The 22589-nt window shown below is 56.9% G+C and carries 23 protein-coding genes and 1 pseudogene; 11 read left to right on the forward strand and 13 right to left on the reverse strand.

Annotation, left to right across the window (positions count from 1 at the left end; all coding sequences use genetic code 11):
• Window positions 1-153 precede the first annotated feature (153 nt).
• From VGK48_06480 to pyrE, 6 genes are all read right to left on the reverse strand, one after another.
• Window positions 154-717 carry a hypothetical protein gene (locus tag VGK48_06480; GenBank protein ID HEY2380815.1) on the reverse strand — a complete coding sequence of 188 codons (564 nt, stop codon included), beginning with the start codon at window positions 715-717 and terminating at the stop codon, window positions 154-156.
• Between the two features lie 215 nt (window positions 718-932).
• Entirely contained in the window at window positions 933-1166 is a 234-nt protein-coding gene (locus VGK48_06485; protein ID HEY2380816.1) for a hypothetical protein, read from the reverse strand.
• 6 nt (window positions 1167-1172) lie between these two features.
• Window positions 1173-1817, reverse strand: coding sequence for a fibronectin type III domain-containing protein (locus tag VGK48_06490; GenBank protein HEY2380817.1), 645 nt, complete (start codon window positions 1815-1817; stop codon window positions 1173-1175).
• Between the two features lie 145 nt (window positions 1818-1962).
• Entirely contained in the window at window positions 1963-2319 is a 357-nt protein-coding gene (locus VGK48_06495; protein ID HEY2380818.1) for a hypothetical protein, read from the reverse strand.
• A gap of 540 nt (window positions 2320-2859) precedes the next feature.
• Window positions 2860-3147, reverse strand: coding sequence for a hypothetical protein (locus tag VGK48_06500; GenBank protein ID HEY2380819.1), 288 nt, complete (start codon window positions 3145-3147; stop codon window positions 2860-2862).
• Complete coding sequence (gene pyrE / locus VGK48_06505) at window positions 3110-3715, reverse strand: orotate phosphoribosyltransferase (GenBank protein ID HEY2380820.1); 606 nt, start codon at window positions 3713-3715, stop codon at window positions 3110-3112. The genes VGK48_06500 and pyrE overlap by 38 nt, the downstream gene beginning before the upstream one ends.
• A 279-nt stretch (window positions 3716-3994) precedes the next feature.
• On the opposite strand from pyrE, the gene VGK48_06510 reads away from it, so the two are divergent.
• The 11 genes and pseudogenes from VGK48_06510 (at window position 3995) to VGK48_06560 (ending at window position 16683) form a co-directional block, all read left to right on the forward strand.
• Window positions 3995-4303, forward strand: a complete 309-nt coding sequence (locus tag VGK48_06510) for a hypothetical protein (protein HEY2380821.1) — start codon at window positions 3995-3997, stop codon at window positions 4301-4303.
• A 284-nt stretch (window positions 4304-4587) separates the two neighbouring features.
• A complete protein-coding gene (locus VGK48_06515) occupies window positions 4588-5223 on the forward strand; it encodes a C-terminal helicase domain-containing protein (GenBank protein ID HEY2380822.1) in 636 nt (211 codons plus the stop codon).
• Complete coding sequence (locus VGK48_06520) at window positions 5183-5476, forward strand: YgiT-type zinc finger protein (protein ID HEY2380823.1); 294 nt, start codon at window positions 5183-5185, stop codon at window positions 5474-5476. Before VGK48_06515 ends, VGK48_06520 begins: the two co-directional genes overlap by 41 nt.
• Before the next feature lie 30 nt (window positions 5477-5506).
• Window positions 5507-5758: a DUF433 domain-containing protein gene (locus tag VGK48_06525; GenBank protein ID HEY2380824.1), complete on the forward strand. Its 252-nt coding sequence runs from the start codon at window positions 5507-5509 to the stop codon at window positions 5756-5758.
• A 223-nt stretch (window positions 5759-5981) separates the two neighbouring features.
• A pseudogene (locus VGK48_06530) lies at window positions 5982-6961 on the forward strand (ATP-binding protein).
• Window positions 6962-7541: 580 nt separating this feature from the next.
• Window positions 7542-7835: a type II toxin-antitoxin system Phd/YefM family antitoxin gene (locus VGK48_06535; protein ID HEY2380825.1), complete on the forward strand. Its 294-nt coding sequence runs from the start codon at window positions 7542-7544 to the stop codon at window positions 7833-7835.
• The gene (locus tag VGK48_06540) at window positions 7832-8158 is read left to right on the forward strand and encodes a type II toxin-antitoxin system RelE/ParE family toxin (protein HEY2380826.1); all 327 of its coding nucleotides are present in this window, start codon (window positions 7832-7834) and stop codon (window positions 8156-8158) included. The genes VGK48_06535 and VGK48_06540 overlap by 4 nt, the downstream gene beginning before the upstream one ends.
• A gap of 9 nt (window positions 8159-8167) precedes the next feature.
• Window positions 8168-11428, forward strand: a complete 3261-nt coding sequence (locus VGK48_06545; protein HEY2380827.1) for a PD-(D/E)XK nuclease family protein — start codon at window positions 8168-8170, stop codon at window positions 11426-11428.
• Window positions 11425-14841: a UvrD-helicase domain-containing protein gene (locus VGK48_06550; protein HEY2380828.1), complete on the forward strand. Its 3417-nt coding sequence runs from the start codon at window positions 11425-11427 to the stop codon at window positions 14839-14841. The genes VGK48_06545 and VGK48_06550 overlap by 4 nt, the downstream gene beginning before the upstream one ends.
• Before the next feature lie 7 nt (window positions 14842-14848).
• Entirely contained in the window at window positions 14849-16312 is a 1464-nt protein-coding gene (locus VGK48_06555) for an MmgE/PrpD family protein (GenBank protein ID HEY2380829.1), read from the forward strand.
• 8 nt (window positions 16313-16320) lie between these two features.
• Window positions 16321-16683 (forward strand): VOC family protein, encoded by a 363-nt coding sequence (locus tag VGK48_06560; protein ID HEY2380830.1) that lies wholly within the window; start codon window positions 16321-16323, stop codon window positions 16681-16683.
• Window positions 16684-16957: 274 nt separating this feature from the next.
• Here the strand turns inward: VGK48_06560 and rsmI are convergent, their stop codons facing one another.
• The 7 genes from rsmI to VGK48_06595 form a co-directional block, all read right to left on the reverse strand.
• Window positions 16958-17719 carry a 16S rRNA (cytidine(1402)-2'-O)-methyltransferase gene (gene rsmI, locus VGK48_06565; protein ID HEY2380831.1) on the reverse strand — a complete coding sequence of 254 codons (762 nt, stop codon included), beginning with the start codon at window positions 17717-17719 and terminating at the stop codon, window positions 16958-16960.
• A gap of 241 nt (window positions 17720-17960) precedes the next feature.
• Window positions 17961-18833, reverse strand: a complete 873-nt coding sequence (gene galU / locus VGK48_06570; GenBank protein ID HEY2380832.1) for a UTP--glucose-1-phosphate uridylyltransferase GalU — start codon at window positions 18831-18833, stop codon at window positions 17961-17963.
• Between the two features lie 4 nt (window positions 18834-18837).
• Complete coding sequence (lepB, locus tag VGK48_06575; protein HEY2380833.1) at window positions 18838-19692, reverse strand: signal peptidase I; 855 nt, start codon at window positions 19690-19692, stop codon at window positions 18838-18840.
• On the reverse strand, window positions 19693-20139 hold the full coding sequence (locus VGK48_06580) for a GatB/YqeY domain-containing protein (protein ID HEY2380834.1): 447 nt from the start codon (window positions 20137-20139) through the stop codon (window positions 19693-19695).
• A 3-nt stretch (window positions 20140-20142) separates the two neighbouring features.
• Window positions 20143-21534 (reverse strand): RtcB family protein, encoded by a 1392-nt coding sequence (locus VGK48_06585; GenBank protein ID HEY2380835.1) that lies wholly within the window; start codon window positions 21532-21534, stop codon window positions 20143-20145.
• Window position 21535: 1 nt separating this feature from the next.
• Window positions 21536-21949, reverse strand: coding sequence for an archease (locus VGK48_06590; protein ID HEY2380836.1), 414 nt, complete (start codon window positions 21947-21949; stop codon window positions 21536-21538).
• A 76-nt stretch (window positions 21950-22025) separates the two neighbouring features.
• Window positions 22026-22553, reverse strand: coding sequence for an HNH endonuclease (locus VGK48_06595; protein ID HEY2380837.1), 528 nt, complete (start codon window positions 22551-22553; stop codon window positions 22026-22028).
• Window positions 22554-22589: the final 36 nt, after the last annotated feature.

Genomic DNA, 22589 nt, shown 5'->3' on the forward strand with positions numbered 1-22589 from the left:
GTTTCGGGTCTAACGGCCGGCCCGCTTCGTCCTGATACACCGTCACCCCTTTCTGGATGATCTGGACCAGCGTCTGTTCGAGATCCGCACCCTTGAGCTGGGATTGAGCCAGTGCCAGAGCCAGCTCCACCAGCTGCAGAATGAGACTGGGGTTCATTGCTGCACCTCTTTCTCATTCGTCGCGAAGTCCTTGATCGCATTGGTCAAATCGATCAGGTTCTGGTTCAGCTGTTGAAAGTAGGAGTCCGCCGGAGCATTCGCCGCAGCGGCCTCCCGATAGGTGATCCAGGCCGTCCGCGCGACGTTGTACAGCCGGACCAGGTTGTTGATCTGGTCCTTGGCCTCCGGCGAAACCTGACCCGACTGGTAATCCGCCTCGGCCTGCTGGATCGATGCTTCCGCCACCAGCAGCGTGTCATACGCCACCGAGTCGGCCTGATTGAGCGCTCCGGGATGAACCTGGTAGTGCGCCCCGCACGCCGACGTTGCGAACACGATCGGCAGAAGCAGCAGAAGAATGAACGGTTTGATGCCCGGAATCCGAGACCCGAAAGCAGTCGTAAGATTTCCAGCCGTCGTATGCAGAAAGCGATACAGCCAGGTATATCCCAGACTGCCGTTCGCCTCCGGCACCGGCATCGCCGAGATCGCCGCCGAAAAAACCCAGTACAGAACGACTGCGACCCAGAACTGATGTTGCAAAAGAAAATTCATCATAAAGTTGGTACACCTCCTTTGTAGTCGCGGGCTTTAGCCCGCGCGTTGTTAATGGTTTGCAGCTGCCGCGCGAAAGCCCGGTCAGCCGCGTTGTTGATGTTTGTTAATTGGCGGTCTGTTGTTGGTGGTCAGGAACTGTCCCCCTGAGACAGGGGGACAGCCTTGCCGCAGGCAAGGCAGGGGGTCAGCCGCGACGAACTGTCTATCCGGCAAGCTCACCGGTAAAAGTACAGATAAGCGGCCACCGCCACCGCCCACCCGCCCTTCAACCACGATTGCCAGATTTCCAACTTCCTCACCCGCGCGGATAACTTCCGGAGCTCCACCAGCTCTCCCCGGATCTCTCCAAGCAGCATGAGAATTTGATCATTGGTATCCATATCGATATCTTCGATAAGGGGGGCCAGGCCCCCGCGCCCCAGACTTCCGGAGCGCGAGAGCCCGGCCATTCCCATCTAGATGCAGATCCGTTCCACCAGGCTGCTCCAGTCGGATGGACCCAGTTTCCCGAGCGCCCGAACCTGGAAGATGTAATTCACTCCCTTGTTCAGGCCATTGATGGGAACTGCCGGTTTTGTGCCGGTGACCGTCGTCTCAGTCCAGACGGCGGTAGCTCCGGCGGCGGGTTCCGGCGCGTAGCGGATTTCGTACATACGGGCTTTGGAGACGGGTTGCATCGTCACCAGAAGCTGCCCGGTGCTGCCTTGATCGAGGGAAATGATCAGCGGCACAGCGACCGGTTGCGGCGGCGTTCTCTGTCCTGTGGACGAGAGCACGAAACCGCTCGAGACGAAGGTGGGTACATCGCCCTTGCAGGCCGACTCGACGTAGTGTCCGAGCAGGCGAAACATGACGATGGCGGCGTTGCGGCACTTGTCGCGCAGAACGGTGGCGGCTTTGCCCCCTTCGAGCGCGTCAGCAACCGCCGCAGTACAGGCGTCGATAGCGGTCTGGAAACTCGGCATATCGACCGGTGGGGTGGGATAAGCCGGATTGTTCAACATCTTGTCGTGCACGGCGTTCAGACGCGCGAGCAGATCGTTGTCGGACATTCCGGTGACTCCCAGGACTGGTTTCAGAATGTTCAATTTGGTTGCCATATGTGGCACCTCCTTTTGTGATGCGCGGTTTCTAACTAACCGCGCGCTGTTAACGGTTATCGGCCGCGTGAATAAATTGGGGCTGAACTGCGGCCCGTCCTTCCAGCCCCAAGCTTTGAATGTCTTCTAGCGTTAGATTTAAGCGTCAGTCGATGTATCGGCTTTGCGCTTCAATCCACACCAGTTCTTCCCGTTTCGCATGCCTTCTCATGTGGGCGATCGACCGTCGGACCCGGCGCTTCAACTGCCGGATGCTCTGGTCACATCGCGACCTCGCCTCCGTCAGGTGATACCTCGCGACCGCCGACTTGTCGGCTGCCGCCAGCATCGCCATATACGCATCGATCGCGTATTCCGCCGCCGCGATACCCGCTCTCAACAGGGCTTCGACTCCCATATGAATCTCACGATCGTCCTGCCGTTCCGCGAGCGTCTCCGCGATGGCATTACCCACCGCCAGCAGCGCATTGATCTCTCTTGGTAGTGAACTTCGTTTCATCATCGTTACCTTCCTTTCGGGCTCGGTTTTGATTTCGGCCCATACTATGTAAATCGATGGAAAGTGGAAAAAGTACTAATCGCAAATCGAGAGTTCAGGGTGCAAAATCACCGTAGGGCGCTGCGCCGGAAGGACTTAATCGCGAAAAAGATTTTTTTCGCGCCGCGAAGAGTTAAGAAAGTCGCGGCGATAACTATGAAACGACTTCCAGAGTTGAGAAACTCGCTTCGTTAATCGACAAAATCATTTTGCCGATTAAGAAAACTCCTTTGTCGATTCACAAGGTCATTTTCTTAATTAACAAAGTTCCTTTGTCAATCGACAAAACGACTTTGTTAATCGACAAAATGACGTTCAGAATTAAGAAACTGACTCTGTCAACTCTGAAAATGGTTTTGTTAATCGACAAAGTGACTTTCATAACTCCAAAACGAATTCCAGAGTTAAGACAGTCGTTTTGTTAACTCTGAAATTCGATTTGGAATCGACAAAGTCGTGTTCATAACTCTGGAAACGACTTTGTCGATTAACGAGATCGGTCGTTCAATTCTTCAGGCTCGAGAGGATCCGCGCAAACGTATTAGCCACGTCGACGCTGTATTCTTGTTGGTTCTCAGAGGAATGGATGAACAACCGGATTGGCTCAATTAGAGCCTGAGCCTTATCGGGCGCCCATGGGTCCAGCAGGTGTTCGCAGATGATGCAGAGTGTGTAGCAAAATGCCGGGTTCTCGTCGTGATGTTCTGTCGCAATCTCTTTAAGAGCAAGGACATCATCACGAGTGAGAGAGATCTTAGTGGCGATGGGCAGTAAGCTGTCCTTCAGCGGCATGCGTTTGGATCAACTCGTCCAAAGTCATTATGGCGCGAACCCACACTCCCTGGGCTTCGATGTTGGCGCGACCTCCGTCTTGTTCCCTGTCGACTATGGCGACAACGCCGACAACTTCAAAGCCTTCGTCCCGGCTGCTTTGAATTGCTTTAATGATCGAGTCGCCCCGTGTAATCACGTCGTCGACAATCAGTACTTTGTCGCCAGAGCGAACGGTGCCCTCGACAAGTTTCTGCATGCCATGTTTTTTCGGTACTTTCCGAATCACGAAGGATCGCAGTTCGCGGCCGCGCCGGTAAGCTGCCAGGGAGACCGCCACGCCAATCGGATAAGCGCCAAGCTCCAAGCCGCCTGCAACATCAAATTCGACATCTGACGCGGTATCGAGGATGACATCCCCAAGTAATTCAATCATTTGTGGGTAAGAAAGGCCACGTTTGCAATCCACATAGTGATGACTCGTACTGCCCGAGGCCAGCTTAAACTCAACGTCTCGGTACTCGTAGGATGTTCTACAAACGATCTCTATAAGCTTTTGGCGCGCCGCGCTACCCATCATTCCTCGCATTTAAATGGCTCCCGGGCTTCGGGACCCTCTTTGGATATTTTATAGGGTTAGAAGTGATTCATCTTAGAAATAAAACCCGCAACTGGACCAAACCAACCCCAAAACGTCAATAGTCTTCTGCGTTCATACTTACCTAATTTGTATATTTTCAGATACACACGGACATGTCAGGTCCACATGGGTATATGCTGAGATTTCGGACACAAAGCGACACAAGTATCGTACCGCAAGCTGGCATTTATTTTCAGAAGCGTAATTATGTATCCCAATTGATACAACATGTCGTTCAAGGATTCCCCTCTGGCGGCAGGTCTTTTAGAGGACTTGGCCCGAAAACTTGAGGAAGAAGCAGAAAGCCGAGGCAGTCAGACAGAACTTGCCGAGCAGTTGGGGATCGTGCGGAGCCATATGCTCAAGATCATCAAGACGAAGAAGGCTGACTTTGCGACGATCGTGGAACTCGCGGAACGCTTGGGCATCGTCGTCGAGCATGACGGCTTCGTCATAGGGCCGATCAGCCAGAGCGGCAGCAATCGAGGCAGGCGTAATAGGATTCCCTCGGCAACGATCCGGATATTACGGAGCTGACCGACAACGTCAAAGTAAGGAACGTCCTTATCAGCGGTCTCGTTAAAATCGCGGGCGGCACGGCATGGCTATGGTCGAGGCCGGACTTTGCGGAAGCGGTCGATGTCCTTTTTCTGGATGAGGCCGGCCAATTCCCGCTGGCCAATGCACTCGCGATCTCTCAGGGAGCCCGGTCCCTTGTTCTTGTCGGAGACCCGCAGCAGCTCGAAGCGCCTCTGCAGGGATCACATCCTGAAGGGACGGATGTTTCTGCCTTGCACCATATGCTTGCTGGGCGGCAGACGATGCCTCCCGAGCTGGGCCTCTTTCTCGCGGAAACTCGCCGTTTGTCGCCGCCGATCTGCGAATTTACGTCCGAACAGTTCTACGAGGGCCGCCTTGTTTCCCATGCCGGGAACGAGCGGCAGTCGATCAGCGGCCATCCCGCGATTCGAGGCGCAGGCCTCTGGTTTGCGCCGACGCCTCACCAGGGGAATCGCAGTTCTGCGCCAGAGGAGGTTCAAAGGGTGACAGAACTCGTTGGCTCGTTGCTGGGTGGCGCCGTCACTTGGACGGATACCGTGGGCCAAACACATCCTCTCGGGCTACCGGACATCCTCATTGTCACCCCGTACAACGCGCAAGCAGCCGCCTTGCAGCGCACAATTCCCGGGATTAACGTCGGCACCGTCGACAAATTTCAAGGCCAGGAAGCGCCGATCGTCATCTACTCGATGGCGACGTCGTCTCCCGAAGACGCGCCCCGAGGCATGGAGTTCCTGTACAGTTTGAACCGGCTGAATGTCGCAACCTCTCGCGCACGTTGCGCCTGTATTCTTGTCGCAAACCCGGGCTTGTTGCAGCCGGATTGTCGAACACCACGCCAGATGCGGCTGGCCAATGCCTTCTGCCGGTATTTGGAGTTGGCGCAGATCTGTTAGATTATCGAAAACGGAGGGAATCGTGTTCAGGTGCCTTGTCTGCGGTTCCATAGCGGCAACACAAGGATTTGTGAACGAAGTGTTCACCATCGGCGAGAGGCGCGTGATGGTGGAACACATTCCCGGGGAAATTTGCGACCGATGTGGCGAGGCGGCCTTCTCTCGGGAGACAACCGAAAGAGTTCGGAAACTCGTTCATGGCGAGGGGCGCCCGGTGCGAACAATTTCCATGGACGTGTTCGCTCTGAGATGAACGACAACTCACTATGGAGAGATCAATGACATGACGGATCGGATTGAATTAAATCCCAAAGTCATGATGGGGAAGCCAGTGATCCGCGGGACACGGATTACCGTGGAACTCCTTCTCAGAAAGTTAAGCGAGGGAGCGACTGAGCAAGATCTTTTAGATGCGTATCCACGTCTCATCCAAGCGGACATTCAAGCCGCGATCGCCTATGCCGCCGATTCGATCGCTCACGAAGAAACCGTGTTCCTGCGTCCCGCGAAGCCCCGCGCCAGGACCAAGCAGTAACTGGTGCAGTTCCTCGCCGACGAAGGCTGCGACTTCGCGGTTGTTCGAGCGCTAAGAACAGCCGGCCACGACGTTCTCTCAGTCGCCGAGATTGCGAGGAGAGCAGACGAGCGTGACGTCATTCGAATCGCATGAACAGGATCGGATACTGTTGACGGAGGAAGACGGCTCGGTATATAGACCCACGTTGGGTGCTGTCACTGACTACAATTAAAGAAGAGCTATGGCCACTTCGCAACAATTGAAAGCGCTCCTGGAGAGCTATTCGGCAGGTGACGAGGAGCGTTTCCTGGCAATAGCAATGCAGCTGGCCGCGCACGAAGCGCGCCAAGGGCATCCAAAACTTGCCAAAGAACTGCGCGACATCATTGATTCCGTGAAGGCAAAGCGGCCATTGGCCCGTGTTGTCGCAAAAACTGTTCCCCTTGTCCAACCGCGTGGCGAGCTGTCTGGGTTGCTGTCGGCCTCTTATCCAAAAACTCGGCTGTCAGATATGTGCCTGACTTCTGACGTTTTGAGCAGACTGCAACGAATCATTCGGGAGCATCGGCAAGAGCACAAGTTGCGAAATCATGGACTCGTTCCACGGCGGAAGGTTCTGTTGCTTGGGCACCGGGTTCCGGTAAGACGATGACGGCCTCGGCCCTTGCAGGCGAAATGGATCTTCCGCTGTTCACGATCGTCCTGGAAGTGCTGATCACGAGATTCATGGGCGAGACAGCAGCAAAACTGAAGCTTGTCTTCGATTCAATCCAACAGGTCCGTGGCGTCTATCTGTTCGACGAGTTCGATGCGATTGGCAGCAAAAGGATTCTTGCTAATGACGTGGGCGAGATTCGCAGAGTTCTAAACTCGTTCCTTCAATTCCTTGAAAAGGATGTGTCAGGCGGTATCATTGTCGCCGCCACGAATCATCCCGAATTGCTGGATCAGGCGCTCTTCAGGCGATTCGACGATGTGATCGACTTCGCGCTTCCGAAAGACGATTTGAGTGAGAAGGCGCTCCGAAATTTCTTGAGTGCAATGGATACGAAGGCCGTGGACTGGATGACAGTCGTGGAGGCGGCGCGCGGCTTGAGTTATTCCGATATCAATAACGCATGTGAGAACGCTTCAAAAGAAGCCATATTAAAAGATTCCAAGAAGATTGGAACCGAAGATTTGCTGAAAGCTTTGGAAGAACGCAAATCTCCTCTGAGATAGGATGCCCGACCTTCCTCACCTTCGTCCCCAAAATACCTCAAACAAAGAACCCTACAGCCCTCGTGCCGGCCGCGGCGGCTTCAAGTTGCCCGTCCGCCAGCGTGCTGAGCACGGTGCAGCCCTCCAGAGTCAGTTATCGGAAATTCGGCATGTGATACCCGCAACGGATCAAGTCATATTGCAATTCGAAAGTGATCCAGGCTTCGACCGCTTGAATGCGACAGACAACGATGAAGTCGCGGTTTGCCTTCTCGACACTGGCGTGAACCGGGAACATCCACTCCTTTCCCCAGCCCTCCATTAGTAATGGATACGCTATAACGCTGGACAGCATGGACGATGCCCCTTCACGATGAATTTTTGTACGAGTGCCTGGCACTGGTTGATGCTCTTCGAGATGGCAGGGTCCGCGGGAGACATATTGCCGAGAAGGAGCTTCGGGTGAGATTGAGAAAAATGTCTAAGCATCCCAATCTGGATGTGCCTGTTCCACCTGTAAACTGGTGGCGGCAGTTTCCTCTTCTCATGATAAGTTGATTGTTGTGAAATTCAGTGCAGATTTAGCAATGGAGCCAAGCGAATGAAACTGACCCGCGATATTCATAGCCTGAGCACATTCAAGCGCGACACGGCGAAGCTGGTTCGGCAGATGAAGAAGACAAAGCAGCCGGTCATTCTGACGGTCAACGGTAAGGCCGAGCTGGTTGTGCAGGACGCCGAGAGCTATGAAAAGTTGCTCGAAGCCAAGGACAGGATAGAAGCAATCGAAGGCATTCGGCGCGGACTCGAAAGCATGAAACGTCAGCGGGGTAAACCGGCAGAAGCATTCTTCACGGAGTTATTTGCTGAAAAGGGCATTCCCGATCGCGAATGAAGCGCTACGCTGTTGCTTTCGAGGAATCGGCTCAAGCCGATGTGCGTGAATCGTACGATTGGGGATGCCGTGTATGGGGCAAGTCTGAGGCGCAAAGATGGGTCCGTCAACTTCGCTCTGTCGTCCTGAAGCAGCAGCGAGTTACACCCAAGGGCTTCCCGATCGCGCCTGAAAGTGACGAATTTCCAGAAGAGATCCGCGAGGTTATTGCCGGACGGTATCGTGTGTTGTTCACGATTATCGGTCACACCGTCCACGTCCTTCACGTTCGGGGAGCCTACATTCCAACCATCAAAACAAACGATTCCGTGCGCATGGAATAGAGAAGATACGTGAGTTACAGCGAGTTGCGCCGCATTGTCACTTCATTGCCGGTCCATGATCGATTGCAGTGTGCTTCTGAGTTCCTCGCTAATTTCCCGGGCGAAGAGATTCTGCTGGTTTCTTCGACCAGGATGGCGGCAGACGAATTCGTGCGGCAGGCGTGCATAACGTCGAAGGGCGTCTTCGGTGTTCACCGGTTTACGCTTCCTCAGTTCGCCTTTACTCTGGCAGAGGAGCGGCTGGCGCAGACCGGAAAGTCGATATTGTCCGGTGTGGCAATGGATGCATTGGCAGCGCGAGCGGTGCATGAGTGTCGAAGCTCCGGGCAGTTGACCTGGTTTGATCCGGTCGCAACAACTCCCGGATTCTTTCGCGCCCTGGCCTCCACAATCAGTGAATTACGACTGAATAATATGGATCCCGGGAAGGTTCGCGGGGTGCTCCCATCGGGTCCGGATCTGGCCAATCTTCTGGATCAGTTCGATCGCAGTCTGAAAGACACCGATGTCGCCGATCTCGCGACGGCATATCGGACGGTAACGGCAGTGATTGGCGAAACGGAGTTTCGCTTTCGAGGAAGACCGCTGCTACTCCTGGACATTGTTCCCACCTCATATCTGGAACAGGAAACGATTCGGGCTCTAAGCCACGCCGCCTCCGCAGTCCTCGCAACGGCGCACCAGCGGGACCAGTCCAGCATTCAAGTTTTAGAACAGGCTTTAGGCGTCGAGGCGCAACCGCTACCGGTGAAAACCACCGCGAATGCTCTGGATCGACTTCGTACCAATGTCTTTGAAAGGACTGCGCCGGCGGGCGAAATCGATTCCACGGTCGAGTTTTTGTCGGCAACCGATGAAAGCCGTGAATGTGCTGAAATTGCGCGATCCATTCTAGCGCTGGCGCAATCCGGCATTCCTTTTGATCGCATGGCGATTGCGTTGAGGAATCCGGAGGCCTATCAACCTCTGGTTGAAGATTCGTTGCGCCGGGCGAACGTGCCGGGATTTTTCACACTTGGCAGCCGCCGGCCGAATCCGGCTGGACGTTCGTTGCTGGCATTGTTGGCCTGCGCCTCGGAGGGACTTTCCGCTTCCCGCTTCAGCGAGTATCTGTCGCTGGGCCAGGTGCCCAACGTGGACGAAAGCGGGAAGCCCGCGCCTCGACCTCCCCAATGGGTTCCGGTTCAAGGGGAATTGTTCCCGGAAATACCGGTGCCCGAGATTGCGGAACCGGTGGAAGAAAACGCGGACGATGACGACGACTCTCCAGTCATATCCGGATCTCTGCGAGCGCCGTACCAATGGGAAAAGCTTCTCGTCGATGCTGCCGTTATCGGTGGGCACGATCGATGGATTCGCCGTCTGGAGGGTTTGAAAAACGAACTCAAGAAACAGATTTCGGAAGTCGAGACAGAAGAAGAATCAAAGCGCCAGGCGCTGGAACGTCGATTCGCGCGCCTGAACGACCTTCAGCGGTTCGCCCTCCCGCTGATCCGGTTTCTGGATGAACTTCCGGATAACGCCATCTGGAACGATTGGCTGGACGCGTTGGAAAAGCTGACGGCAATGGCGATCCGCCGTCCGGAATTTGTCCTGGCCGTGCTGGCTGAGCTTCGCCCGATGTCGACCCTGGGGCCGGTTACCCTCGATGAGGTCAGAGAGGTTCTCACTCACCGTCTGACTTTTCTGCGCACCGATTCCCCGGAGCGGCGTTACGGGAAAGTCCTGGTGGCCACGACCGCCGAGCTGGCGGGACTTTCGTTTGACGTCGTCTTTCTGCCCGGACTGGCTGAAGACATCTTTCCAAAGAAGGCATTTGAAGATCCGCTTCTGCTCGATGACGCCAGGCGGCAGATTGATCCGTGGCTGGCGACGCAGAACTCGCGCACAGGACGGGAACGCCTCCTTCTTCATATTGCGGCCGGCGCCGCGCGGTCGAGATTATGGATTTCATATCCGCGGATGAATCTGGGACAGGGCCGCTCCCGCAGTCCCTCCTTCTACGCGCTCGATATTTTGCGGGCGATGACCGGCAAAGTTCCCAATCTGCGCGAACTGCAGCAGCGCAGCACCGGTCAAACCCAGGCGCACATCGGCTGGCCCGCGCCGAATGATCCAGGCACGGCGATCGACGACGCCGAATACGATCTCGCTGTGATCAGCGGGCTGTTGCGAATTCCCGCGGAGCAAGCCAAGGGTCGCGCCCGCTATCTTCTGACCGCGAGCCCCATTCTAGGACGCTCATTGAGAACCCGCGCCGGCCGCTGGCGCCGCCGCTGGACCGAAGGTGATGGGATTGTGGCCACCGACGCCAGCGTCATCGATGTGTTGGCGCCGCATCGCCTGACCGCGCGCCCTTACTCGGCCACCGCATTGCAACAATTCGCCGCCTGCCCCTATCGCTTTTTACTCTATGCCATCCATCGGATTCAGCCTCGCGACGAAGCCGTGGCCATTGAACGGATCGACGCACTGACGCGCGGCAGTCTTATCCATACCGCCCAGTATCGGCTGTTATCGGAACTGAGGGGATTGAACCTCCTGCCGATCCAAGCGGAAAATCTGTCGCAGGTTGTTAGCGTTGCCGACCGCGTTTTCGATGAGGTTGTAAACACTTATCGCGAAGAATGTGCTCCTGCAATACCGCGAATATGGGAGAGCCAGATCGAGGACATTCGATGGGATCTCCGGGGCTGGCTCAAAGAGATGTGTCAACCTGTCGATCGGGCATGGACACCACGATGGTTCGAATTGTCGTTCGGATTGCCAATGGCCCGCGACAAAGACCCGGGAAGTAGCGACGAACCCGTTCTATTGCCTGACGGAACTCGCGTCCGCGGAGCGATCGACATGGTTGAAGAAAGAGACGGCACGATTCGCATTACGGACCATAAAACGGGAAAGGCACTGGCACAACCGCCGGGACTCACCGGTCACGGCGAGATTTTGCAACCCATCTTGTACGCCCAGGCCGCCGAAGCGATACTGGGGAAACCGGCAGAGTCAGCCCGCCTGTTTTTTTGCACCGACCGTGGGGGCTATCGATCTGTTGAAATCCCGATCAACGAACAATCACGACAGTCTCTTTCAAATGTAACAGCCCTCATTGACCGGTCCATTGCCGAAGGATTCCTGCCGGCTGCCCCTGCAGGGGGCGCCTGCAGCTACTGTGATTACAGGCTGGTCTGTGGCCCTTACGAGGAGGCGCGAATCCGCAGTAAATCGCCGGATCGGCTTGCGCTCTTGACTGAATTGCGAGAGCTGCCATGACCCGGGACGAACTCACTCGGCAACGGATCCGTACATCCCTCGATGAGAGTCTCATCGTCGAAGCCGCAGCGGGCACCGGAAAAACAACCGAGCTGGTCAGCCGGATCGTCAATACGCTGAAGGCCGGCAAGACCAGTGTCAACCGAATCGCCGCTGTTACATTCACGAGAAAGGCGGCCGGCGAGTTGCGGCTTCGCCTGCGCATCGAACTGGATGCCATGCGAAGCGCCACGAAAAACGCTGAAGAATTGCAGTTTCTGGAAGATGCGCTTGCCCGGCTGGAAGAGGCCCATATCGGCACCATTCATGCGTTCTGCGCCGAGTTGTTACGGCAACGGCCTGTCGAAGCGCGAATTGCTCCGGGTTTCGAAGAACTCGATGAGAATCAGTCCGCTCGACTTTACGCGCGCGCGTTCAACGCCTGGATCCAGGATGCCCTGCAGCGCATGCCGGAGGGTGTCCGGCGGGCGTTAAGCCGGGTCGCGGCCGGGAATTCGACCGACAACGACAGCCCACTGGACCAGATTAAGTCCGCCGGCTGGGCGCTCGTGCAGTGGAGAGACTTCCCGCGCGCCTGGCGGAGCGGAGAGTTTAATCAACGGGAACACGTCGAACGCATCCTTCCGGAAATCGCTGAAGCCGCGCGGATGACGGCTACCTGCACGCTTGCCGGCCATCCCCTGCGCAAGCATCTGCGATGTGTAACGGACTTTGTTTCCCGGATGACCCGGGCGGAGGAAATTCGTCCTCGCGATTACGACGAACTCGAAGCGCTGCTGATCCAGCTGGCGCGCGCCCTGTGGCGTCAGCATCAGAAGGGCCGTGGGGATAAGTTTTCTCCCCAATTCTCCCGAGCCGAGATGATCGCAGCAATGGAACGGCTCCAGGCCACGCTCGATGAATTCCAACGCGATTCCGAGGCCGATCTGGCCGCACTGCTTCAAGCGGAATTGCGAGGTCTCGTGGAGCGTTACGAACAGCTCAAGGCTCGTTCCGGCAAACTTGATTTTGCCGATCTCCTGATGTGCTCGCGCAATCTGATCCGTGACAATGCCGCCGTCCGCCGATTCATGCAGGACCAGTTCACGCACATCTTTGTGGATGAGTTCCAGGACACGGACCCGATACAAGTCGAGCTCCTCGTCTTGCTCGCGGCCGATGATCCCGCCCAAACGGACTGGCGCGCCGTCCGGCCCGTGCCTGGAAAACTTTTCCTCGTCGGGGATCCCAAGCAATCCATTTACAGGTTTCGCCGGGCCGACATCATTACGTATCAGGAACTGTGCCGCCTCCTTCAGGACAAGGGCGTGGCCATCGAGTATTTGAGCAGGAGCTTCCGGGCCGTGAAGCCTATCCAGGATGCGGTGAATGCGGCATTCGCCCCGGAAATGACCGGCGATAGCGCGACGGGGCAACCGGAATACGTGCCTCTGGAAAATACAGTTCTCGGGACAGAACAGCCCGCGATTGTCGTGCTTCCAGCCCCAACTCCATATGGGTCGCAACGAATCAACAAAGAAGCGATCGCCGCCTGTCTCCCGGATGCAGTCGCCGCGTTTGTGGATTGGTTGATAAAGGAGAGTCACTGGACGGTCCGCGAGCCCGGAACGGATGAGTTGGTGCCCATTGCCTCCCGGCATATTGCAATTCTGTTCCGGCGCTTTATGTCGTGGGGCAAGGATGTCACACGCGATTACGTTCACGCGCTCGAAGCGCGGAGCATCCCCCACTTGCTGTGGGGCGCGAGATCGTTTCATCAGCGCGAGGAAATCGAAACAGTCCGAGCGGCGCTGAATGCCGTCGAATGGCCCGACGACGAACTATCCGTATACGCGACGCTTCGAGGCGGCCTGTTCGCGATATCGGACAACCTTTTGCTGCGCTATCGGAATCGTGTTGGATCCTTCCATCCCTTCCACGCCATTCCCGCGGACATAGAGCCGGACTATGCCCCTGTTACCGAAGCGCTGAACGTCTTCGGTGATCTTCACCGGCATCGCAACCGGCGCTCGATCGTCGAAACCGTCAACGCACTTCTGGAAGCGCCGCGTGCCCATGCAGCCTTTGCATTGCGCCCGTCGGGAAATCAGGTTCTCGCCAATGTTTATCGAATCTGCGACCTGGCGCGGACCTACGAAGCCGGGGACGGCTACTCGTTCCGGGGCTTTGTCGACCAGTTGAACACCCAGTCGGAACGCGAAGACAGCGCGGAAGCCCCTGTTCTGGAAGAAGGAACCGAGGGTGTGCGCATCATGACCGTGCATTCGGCGAAGGGCCTCGAATTCCCGATCGTGGTCCTGGGAGATATGACCGCGAATATCTCTTCACGCCATCCGGACAAGCATGTGAATGTGCCTGAACGGTTGTGCGCCGTCCGATTACTTGGGTGTGCGCCATGGGAATTGATGGATCATGAGCAGGAGGAACACGCGCGCGACGCCGCTGAAGGTGTGCGCATTGCGTATGTCGCAGCAACCCGGGCGCGTGATCTGCTCGTCGTCACCGCTGTCGGCGACGTTCAGCGCGATGGTTGGATCAGTCCGCTCAACAAGGCGATCTATCCGCCGAAATCCCAATTTCGCGCCTCTGAACCGGCGCCGCTGTGTCCGGCCTTTGGCGAATCCACTGTCCTTCGTCGTCCCTCGGATTACGACGGAGATAGTGAGTTCTCGGTCAAACCCGGACTGCATACGTCCGAAAACGGAACGCACCATGTCGTTTGGTGGGATCCATCGAAGCTTGGACTGCGAGTCGAGGGCAGCTTCGGTCTCCGGCAGGAGGAAATCCTGGCTGACGATCAGGATGGTCACGCGGCGGAAAGCGTTCAACTGTACAAGGATTGGAAAACCTCGCGCCGACTTTCCGTGACTCGAGGCGGAACAGCAAGCCTGAATGTGTTTCTCGCAACGGATGGCGTCGAACCGCCAACGGGCTGCGCCGATCGTGTTCTAGTCGAACGAGTCCAGCGCGACGGTCCTCGACCGAAGGGAGCCCGCTTTGGATCTTTGGTGCACCTCGTCTTGAGGGACGTCGAATTTGCCTCGCCGTTCGATGTGATCGTCCGTCTGGCGCGAACGCATGCGCGCCTGTTGAACGCCACCGGCGAAGAAATCGAAGCAGCCGCGCAAGCCGTCAGCGCTGCCTTGCGGCATCCCTTGCTCGAAAGGGCACGCAAAGCGAAGCGATGCCATCGCGAGCTTCCGATTGTGATTCAGGATGAAATCTTGGGCGTGCTGGATGCCGTTGTCGACCTGGCTTTTCTCGAAGACACGGCGTGGACTGTAGTTGATTTCAAGACGGACGCGGAAGAGGCTCAGCGAACAGGAAAATACCGCCGGCAAGTCGGTTGGTATATTCACGGTCTTGAGAAGACAACAGGTGCTCCGGCCCGCGGCTATCTTCTGCACGTATAATGATCGCGTGAATCACGACCTCACTCGCCGGGAGTTTTTCGCCGCAACCACCGCTGTGGGCATGCTGGGCAGTTCAGGCGGCCTGGAGCTGAGCGCGCAAGTCCCGTCGGAAGCGCCGGCTTTCACCGTCCCTCTCGCCCGATTTACAGCTGGCGTCCGGTACGAAGCCATTCCGCCAACCGCGATCCAAAACGCGAAGAATGCGATCCTGGATGACCTCGGCGTTGCCGTTGCCGGAGCGACCGAAGAGAGCGCGGTGATGATCGGCCGGATGGTTCGAGAGGAAGGCGCCAAAGAGGAAGCCACCATCTACGGGCAGCGCTTCAAATCCTCCGTCCTTCAGGCGGCCTTCGTTAATGGAGCCTGCGCTCACGCGCAGGACTTCGATCACAGCTTCGTGGCCGGCCAGCAGCCCTCGTGCGCCATCATTCCGGCCGTCTTCACCCTGGGTGAAACGCTTGGCTCCAGCGGCAGGCAGATCCTCGAAGCCTATATCGCCGGCTTCGAAGTCACCGCGGCCCTGATGTTCGCCGTGCAGTCGCTGGGTACCGGCGGCTGGCACGCCAATGGAACGATCGGCACGCTCGGCGCTGCCGCGGCGTGCGCGAGACTCCTGGGCTTGAACGAAACCGGCACGGATATGGCTCTCGCCATCGCCGCTTCGCTGGGCAGCGGGATCATCGCGAATTTCGGAACCATGACGAAGCCTCTCCATGCCGGACAGGCGACGCGCAGCGGCGTTCTTGCCGCGAAGCTGGCCAAGGCGGGCTTCACCGGAAATGCCCAGGCGCTCGAAGCCCGCAGCGGCTTCTTCGATTGTCACTATCCGGGCGGCAAAATCGATCACGCCCCGATTGCGTCTCTCGGCAACCCGTGGTCGATGGAGAAGTATGGAGTCCGCTACAAACCTTATCCGTGCGGCGGCCTCACGCACAGCGCGATACTCGCCGCCATCCGGCTCCGCAACGAACATCAGGTCACACCTCAGCTCATCGACCACGTCGAGGTGCGGGTGCCGGCCGACACTGCCGCGCCTCTCGTCTATCGCGTGCCGAAGGCCGCCCGCGAAGGCAAGTTCTCGATGCCGTACCTGATCGCGCGGGCCATCATCGACGGCAACATTACCTTCGACACCTTTACCGAGGAGGCCGTCCGAAACCCCCAGGCGTTGCAGCTGCTGGAACGCATCGATATGAAAGTCGATCCCGCGCTCCAGGCCGGCACCGACGGCAGCCGCCCGGCTATCGTCGCGATGAAACTCACGAACGGACAGACGCAGACGCTGGAGCAGAAGTTCCCGAAAGGAAGCCCCGAAGTCCCGATGACCCAGGATGAACTTGTCTCCAAGTTCCGCACCTGCACGAAGGGCGTCCTGAGCGCAGCCTCGACAGATCGCGCTTTGGACTACATCGGCAAGCTCGAGACCATGAACAACATCCGGCCGCTGGTCAAAACGCTCTCCGGCAGTTAGTCTTAGGCATGGCAATCAAGGGCATTTTTTATGTGTACGCGGAGGTTTCGGACCTTGCGCGCAGCAAGAAATTCTATGGTGAAACGCTCGGCTGGAAAATCAACACCGACGAAAAGGATGTCGCGGGTTTCGCTTTCGGAAACGCCTACCTTGTGATCCACGTTGCCGATAAGCCGGCGCCGCCCAGCGGCGCCAGCCTTTACGTCGAGATCCAGGTCGATGATGTGAATGCGGAGCATGCGCGGCTTAAAGGGCTCGGCGTGGAAGTCAGCGATCCGCAGGATCAGCACTGGGGCGAACGCAACTTCTCGTTCCGTGATCCCGACGGGCATACGTGGTTCTACGGGCAGCAGATGCACGGGCAGAGTTAAGCGCGGCTTTGCACAAAAACCGGGGCGTGAACATTCCCCGCCTTTCAAAGGCGGGGTGGCTGCGCCATCAATAAATGATCCCGTTCCGAAGCGGCGCAGACGGGGCGGTTAGTAACTTCAAACAAAATGAGGTGCGCTTCGCGGTTCCTTACTGACCACTATTACTGCTTCGCCCTATCGGGCTCTCGCTTCGCGCCCGCCCTCGCGTTCTAACGTTTTGATCGCTCGGGCGCCTCGCCTTGGAAAGGCGGGCAGTGTCCACCTCAATTTATGACTAATCTCTCTTCTTGAAAAACAAATCGTAGAGTTCGTTGCGGGTCATGCCCAGCTTTTGCAGCACGGCTTCCCGCGTGAGCAGCGCTTCGGCGCGCGTCTCTGTTGCACCGCTGACCACAATGACGAATTCTCCGAGGGGTTTGACTTTGCCACGCAGTTCGGAGATCGGTCCGAACAGAAATTCCTCGTGAAGCTTTGTGATTTCCCGCCCGACGCAGGCCTCGCGGTCACCCAGTACATCCTGGAGATCTTCGAGCGCCGCTTCGATACGATGCGGCGCTTCATAAAAAACCAGCGTGCAGGCAATATTCGCGATGGAGGTCAGTTTCTGGCAGCGCGCGTTCTTCTTTGGCGGGAGAAATCCGATGAACATGAATTCATCGGAAGGAATGCCGGAAGCGGCCAGCGCCGTGATTGCCGCGGAGGCGCCCGGTATTGGAACAACGTTGATGCCGCGAAGCCGGCATAAGCGGACGAGCCGGTATCCCGGATCCGAGATCGCCGGCATGCCCGCGTCCGACACCAGCGCGATGCTGGTGTCGCCGTCGAGTTTCCGCGCCAGCTCTTCCGCTTTCGTTTCTTCGTTGAATTCGTGGTAGCTGATCAGCGGCTTCTGAAATCCGAAATGATTCAGCAGCTTGATCGTTTGACGGGTGTCTTCACAGGCAATCAGATCGGCGCTGGACAGAATTTCGAGCGCGCGTTTGCTGATGTCGCTCAGATTTCCGATCGGTGTGGCGACGACGAAGAGGGTTCCCATCGAATTTAATCGTTGACAGATTGAAACGAACAAGTAGAATTACTTGTTCTGGCACTGAGCCAAACGAATTGCTTATGCAAAAATCTTTCCAACTAAAGCCCAATCAACATAGCCGCTGTTCATTTAGCAACAGCCCTGCATATTATAATTATTCTTCGTGATATTTAAGTACCTGCCATTGTAAGAACAAAAGCCCCGGCCAAACCGGGGCTTTTGTCTTTTAGGTACCATATGCCCGCGCCTACAGTTTCAAATTTTTCAGGTATTGGCGGAAGTCTTTTCCCAGGTCGTGCCGGCGCAGTGCGAATTCGACGGTCGCTTTGAGAAAGCCGAGCTTATCGCCGGCGTCGTAGCGGGTGCCTTCGAACATGTAGGCGTATACCGGCTGCTGTTCGAGCAGGACACGAATGCCGTCGGTGAGCTGGATCTCGCCGCCCCTCCCGGTACGGGTCTTTTCGAGAATGCCGAAGATTTCCGGCGTCAGGATGTAGCGGCCGATAATCGCGACGTTGGACGGCGCTTCCGATGCGGGCGGCTTCTCGACCACGTCCTGCACCCGATAGACCCGGCCGTTGAAGCCTTCAAGGGGAACGCCTCGAATCACACCATAATGTTGGATCTCGGAATGCGGCACTTCACAGGCGGCGATGATCGATCCTTGAAGCTTTTCGAACAGATCCATCATCTGCTTGATGCACGGCACGGGGGAATCGATGATGTCGTCGCCGAGCATGACTGAAAACGGCTCATTGCCGATCGCATCCCGCGACATCAGAATGGCGTGTCCCAGTCCGAGCGCTTCCTTCTGCCGGACATACGAGACGTTGATCATGCTCGAGATCTGCCGCATTTCGGCCAGCAGTTCTTTTTTGCCGCGTTCCTCGAGCACGCGCTCGAGTTCATAAGACACGTCGAAATGATCCTCGATCGCGTTCTTGCCGCGGCCGGTAACGATCGTGATATTTCGGATGCCGGCGTTGACCGCCTCTTCGATCACATATTGAATGAGCGGCTTGTCGACCAGCGGCAGCATTTCCTTGGGCTGAGCCTTGGTGGCGGGCAGAAACCGCGTACCTAAACCCGCGGCCGGGAAAACGGCTTTGGCGATGCGCATATTTTTACTCGACCATTGTTCCGATGCGGAACCAACGCGTTCTATCGAAGAAATGCAGGGCCACGGTGGAATAGCCATCGACCCATTCCCGGAAAGTCTTATCGCCGGGTACGTAAGGGTCGCTTTCGTATGACCAATAGATGAACAGCGGCTTGCCGATAATTTCATCCCAGGTGACGAATCCCCAGTAGCGGCTGTCGTTGCTGTTGTCGCGATTGTCTCCCATCACGAAGTAGTGATCGGGCGGGACCGTCACGGGGCCGAAATTGTCACGGATCCGGAGTTCTTCCGGAGTCCAGGGATCTGCGGAGTAGATGGTGGAGTCGACATGGATTTTGTACGGCTCAATCAGTTTCCGGCCGTTGATGTAGACCGCTTTACCACGGACTTCCACGGTTTCCCCGGGCAAACCGATCACGCGCTTCACGAAAGGAATATTGCCTTCCGTCGGGGACTTGAACGCGATGATGTCCAGCCGCCGGATCGATCGATGCGGCAAATATGAACGAATCGCAGTGGGATAGTTCGCGGGGAATGCCAGCTTATCCAGAAAGAAATGATCGCCCACCAGGATCGTGGGCTTCATCGATTCCGTAGGGACCTGCGTGGCTTGCGCGATATAGCTGGTAAAGACCAGGACAAAGATGATGGTGAACGCCAGACTCTCGATCCACTCGCGGAAGGCGCCCCTCCCCATGGACGGGACGGTGTCGAAGGTCGTCAGTTCGTCGATCCGTATTTCCGGAGTTGCGAAGCTGACGAACTGATCTAATGGTACGTCTGGCGGTAGCTCCGGCGCCTCCGGCGGCGCGTCGGGGAGGTCGCTACCGTCCAGCTCGGATCTTGGTCCTTCTATCATTTACGACAACTTTTCCTTCACCAGCTGGCTGACCCGGCTACCGTCCGCCGTTTTGCCGGCGAGCCTCGCCATTACCACCTTCATTACCTTTCCCATGTCCTTCATCGAGCTCGCGCCGGTCTCTTGAATGGCCTCGCCAACGGCGCTCCGGATATCGTCTTCCGATGCGGCGGCCGGCAGATACTCTTCAATTATCTTAATCTCCGCCTCTTCTTTTTTCGCCATCTCTTCGCGGCCGCCGGCACGGAACTGCTCCGCCGAATCTTTACGCTGCTTCACGAGCGTATTCAGCACAGCAATTGCTTCGCCATCTTCGAGCGGCTTCATCTTGTCGATTTCTTTATTTTTGACGGCGGTTTTCATCATTCGCAAGACGCTGAGCCGGAGTTGCTCCTTGCTTTTCATGGCCTCGGCGAGATGTATCTGGATTTTTTCCTGAAGAGTCATGCGCTAGCCCTTAACCACCCCCAGCGGCCGGAGGCGCGCGACGCGCGCCGCAAGACCTGCGTTGTGAACGACATCGACCACGGACTCGATGTCCTTATAAGCTTCCGGTTTTTCTTCCGTAAGCCCTTCGCGAGTCAGCGATTCCACTATGATACCGCGGGATTCCAACTCCTTTTGAATTTCCTTTGCCGTAACGCCCTTCTTTGCAGCAGACCGGCTCAGAACGCGCCCGGCACCGTGACAGGCGGAGCCGAAGGTTTCCCTCATGGCACCTTCCTGCCCCATCAGGAAATAGGAGGCGGTACCCATGCTGCCCGGAATAAACACAGGCTGATCGGGAAACGATCGTGTCGCGCCCTTGCGGTGGACCACCACGCGTCTCGGCTTACCGTCGATGGTGTGCGTTTCGATCTTGGCGATGTTATGAGCGACATCATAGATGACCGGCATGCGGACATTCTCGCCGAGAACCCGTCTGAACGCGCCCCGCGCGGCATGCGCAATGCACTGCCGGTTCGTCCATGCGAAATTTGCCGCCGCGGCCATTGCGTGAAGGTAGCGCTGGCCTTCGGGTGAATGGACCGGCGCGCAGGCCAGCTGGCGGTCCGGCACGTGAAGATCGTAACGGCGCATGGCCTGGTCCAGTTGCGAAACATAATCGGTGCACACCTGGTGACCGAGCCCGCGGGAGCCGGTATGAATGAGCAGTACGACGCTGTCTTTATGCAGGTTGTATTGCGCGGCTGCTTTTTCGTCGAACACCTCATCGACGAATTGCACCTCGATAAAATGATTTCCGGAACCCAGCGTTCCGAGCTGCGGAGCTCCGCGCTGCTTCGCGCGCTCGCTGACGGCATCCGGATCCGCGCCTGCGATGCAGCCGCGCTCTTCGGTGTGATCGAGGTCCGCTTCCGAGCCCATGTCGCGTTCGATTGCCCACTTCGGACCCTGTTCCAGAACCTTGTTCAGGTCGCTGGCCGAGATCTTCAAACGGCTCGACTGGCCGGTGCCCGAAGGAATATCGCGGAACAGTTGATGCACAAGTTCACGGAGCTTGGGCTTCACATCCTTCAGCGTGAGATTGCTGCTTAGCAGCCGGACGCCGCAGTTGATGTCGAATCCAACTCCGCCGGGTGATACCACTCCATGCTGTTCGTCGGTAGCCGCGACACCGCCGATTGGAAATCCGTAGCCCTGGTGAATGTCGGGCATCGCCAGAGCGCGTCCGACAATGCCGGGAAGCATGGCGATGTTTGCGGCCTGTTCGAGGGATTGATCGTGGCGAATGGCCTCCAGAAGCTGTTCGCTGGCGTATACGACGGTGTCGGTGAGCATTCCGGGCTTGTACGTCCTTGGAATCAGCCACCGGTAGTCGTCGATTTTTTCGAGCTGCATGTCAAACGTCCACGAAAATCCGGAGTTCCCAGCCGCCATCCGCTGTGGAGTGGCTCTCGAACTGATGATATGTCGCGGCCTTGACGGCGGTGCGAAACTCGTGTCGGTCGAAATCCAATCTTTCGCCCCGGGCGCGTCCGATGATTTCGTCGGAATTCCAGGAGTCGATCATGAACTCGACGAAGACCATGCCTTCGGTGTCGAAGAAAAAGAGAATTTCGTTTAACCAGTTGATGATTTGTTCGGCCTCGTCGGTGCCAGAGGCTTTGAAGTAGCGTTCCTCGAGGGGGTGGAAATCGGAGGGTTTGGCGAGAATTGAGACGAGGCCGTGGGAGGCTTCGATGAGGGCTTCTTCACGCGAGACTCCGTGCGCGAGAATGCCGATGTCGGATGGATGGTCGAGAAGCTGAAACATAGAATCAACACGGTGTGTGAGCGACCCCCTGCCCGCCCTTTCGCGGGCAGGGGGTCGCTCACAAGGACTGTTTGTATTAGATGTCCAGTTCTATATTCCAATACAGATAATCCCGCCAGCTCTCCGGCGGCGACTTCAATCGGAAGGTGACGTGGAACGCGGGCAGCCAGTGCGGTTCGGTCGGCCGCCGGATCAGCCGCATGCTCGCTTCGTCCGGCGTGCGGCCGCCTTTCCTGTGATTGCAGCGGAAACAGGCCGCGACAATATTGTCCCAACGCTTCTGTCCACCCGATGCGACAGGCACGACGTGATCGAACGTCAGATCTTCCGAGGGGAATTTCTTGCCGCAATACTGACACGTGTAGTCGTCGCGGGCGTAGATGTTGGCGCGCGAAAATTTCACGCGGTTGTGATTCTTGACCCTGACATACTTGAGCAGCCGGATGATCGACGGAAGCTTGATGGCGAACGTAATGGCATGAATCTGCTGGTCGTACTCCTCGATGACTTCCACTTTTCCCGCGAACAGCAGCGTCAGCGCTTTTTTCCAGGGAATAATCCGTAGCGGCTCATAGGAAGCGTTTAAGAGTAGAGTCGCGTTCATATTTAAGCTGATTTTTCAGATTGCGCGCCGGTTTGT

The organism is Terriglobia bacterium (genome assembly GCA_036496425.1).
In the GTDB taxonomy this organism is placed as follows: domain Bacteria; phylum Acidobacteriota; class Terriglobia; order 20CM-2-55-15; family 20CM-2-55-15; genus 20CM-2-55-15.

Excerpts from the sequence above, each read along its gene's own strand:
- VGK48_06485 (HEY2380816.1), bottom strand. The coding sequence starts at position 1,166 with ATGGCCGGGCTCTCGCGCTCCGGAAGTCTGGGGCGCGGGGGCCTGGCC.
- VGK48_06520 (HEY2380823.1), top strand. The coding sequence starts at position 5,183 with ATGCCTTCTGCCGGTATTTGGAGTTGGCGCAGATCTGTTAGATTATCG.
- rsmI (HEY2380831.1), bottom strand. The coding sequence starts at position 17,719 with ATGGGAACCCTCTTCGTCGTCGCCACACCGATCGGAAATCTGAGCGAC.
- lepB (HEY2380833.1), bottom strand. The coding sequence starts at position 19,692 with ATGATAGAAGGACCAAGATCCGAGCTGGACGGTAGCGACCTCCCCGAC.
- VGK48_06580 (HEY2380834.1), bottom strand. The coding sequence starts at position 20,139 with ATGACTCTTCAGGAAAAAATCCAGATACATCTCGCCGAGGCCATGAAA.
- VGK48_06515 (HEY2380822.1), top strand. The coding sequence starts at position 4,588 with ATGCCTCCCGAGCTGGGCCTCTTTCTCGCGGAAACTCGCCGTTTGTCG.
- VGK48_06490 (HEY2380817.1), bottom strand. The coding sequence starts at position 1,817 with ATGGCAACCAAATTGAACATTCTGAAACCAGTCCTGGGAGTCACCGGA.
- VGK48_06560 (HEY2380830.1), top strand. The coding sequence starts at position 16,321 with ATGGCAATCAAGGGCATTTTTTATGTGTACGCGGAGGTTTCGGACCTT.
- VGK48_06595 (HEY2380837.1), bottom strand. The coding sequence starts at position 22,553 with ATGAACGCGACTCTACTCTTAAACGCTTCCTATGAGCCGCTACGGATT.
- VGK48_06585 (HEY2380835.1), bottom strand. The coding sequence starts at position 21,534 with ATGCAGCTCGAAAAAATCGACGACTACCGGTGGCTGATTCCAAGGACG.
- VGK48_06480 (HEY2380815.1), bottom strand. The coding sequence starts at position 717 with ATGATGAATTTTCTTTTGCAACATCAGTTCTGGGTCGCAGTCGTTCTG.
- VGK48_06510 (HEY2380821.1), top strand. The coding sequence starts at position 3,995 with ATGTCGTTCAAGGATTCCCCTCTGGCGGCAGGTCTTTTAGAGGACTTG.
- VGK48_06590 (HEY2380836.1), bottom strand. The coding sequence starts at position 21,949 with ATGTTTCAGCTTCTCGACCATCCATCCGACATCGGCATTCTCGCGCAC.
- VGK48_06495 (HEY2380818.1), bottom strand. The coding sequence starts at position 2,319 with ATGATGAAACGAAGTTCACTACCAAGAGAGATCAATGCGCTGCTGGCG.
- pyrE (HEY2380820.1), bottom strand. The coding sequence starts at position 3,715 with ATGCGAGGAATGATGGGTAGCGCGGCGCGCCAAAAGCTTATAGAGATC.
- VGK48_06525 (HEY2380824.1), top strand. The coding sequence starts at position 5,507 with ATGACGGATCGGATTGAATTAAATCCCAAAGTCATGATGGGGAAGCCA.
- VGK48_06500 (HEY2380819.1), bottom strand. The coding sequence starts at position 3,147 with ATGCCGCTGAAGGACAGCTTACTGCCCATCGCCACTAAGATCTCTCTC.
- VGK48_06550 (HEY2380828.1), top strand. The coding sequence starts at position 11,425 with ATGACCCGGGACGAACTCACTCGGCAACGGATCCGTACATCCCTCGAT.
- VGK48_06540 (HEY2380826.1), top strand. The coding sequence starts at position 7,832 with ATGAAGCGCTACGCTGTTGCTTTCGAGGAATCGGCTCAAGCCGATGTG.
- VGK48_06535 (HEY2380825.1), top strand. The coding sequence starts at position 7,542 with ATGAAACTGACCCGCGATATTCATAGCCTGAGCACATTCAAGCGCGAC.
- galU (HEY2380832.1), bottom strand. The coding sequence starts at position 18,833 with ATGCGCATCGCCAAAGCCGTTTTCCCGGCCGCGGGTTTAGGTACGCGG.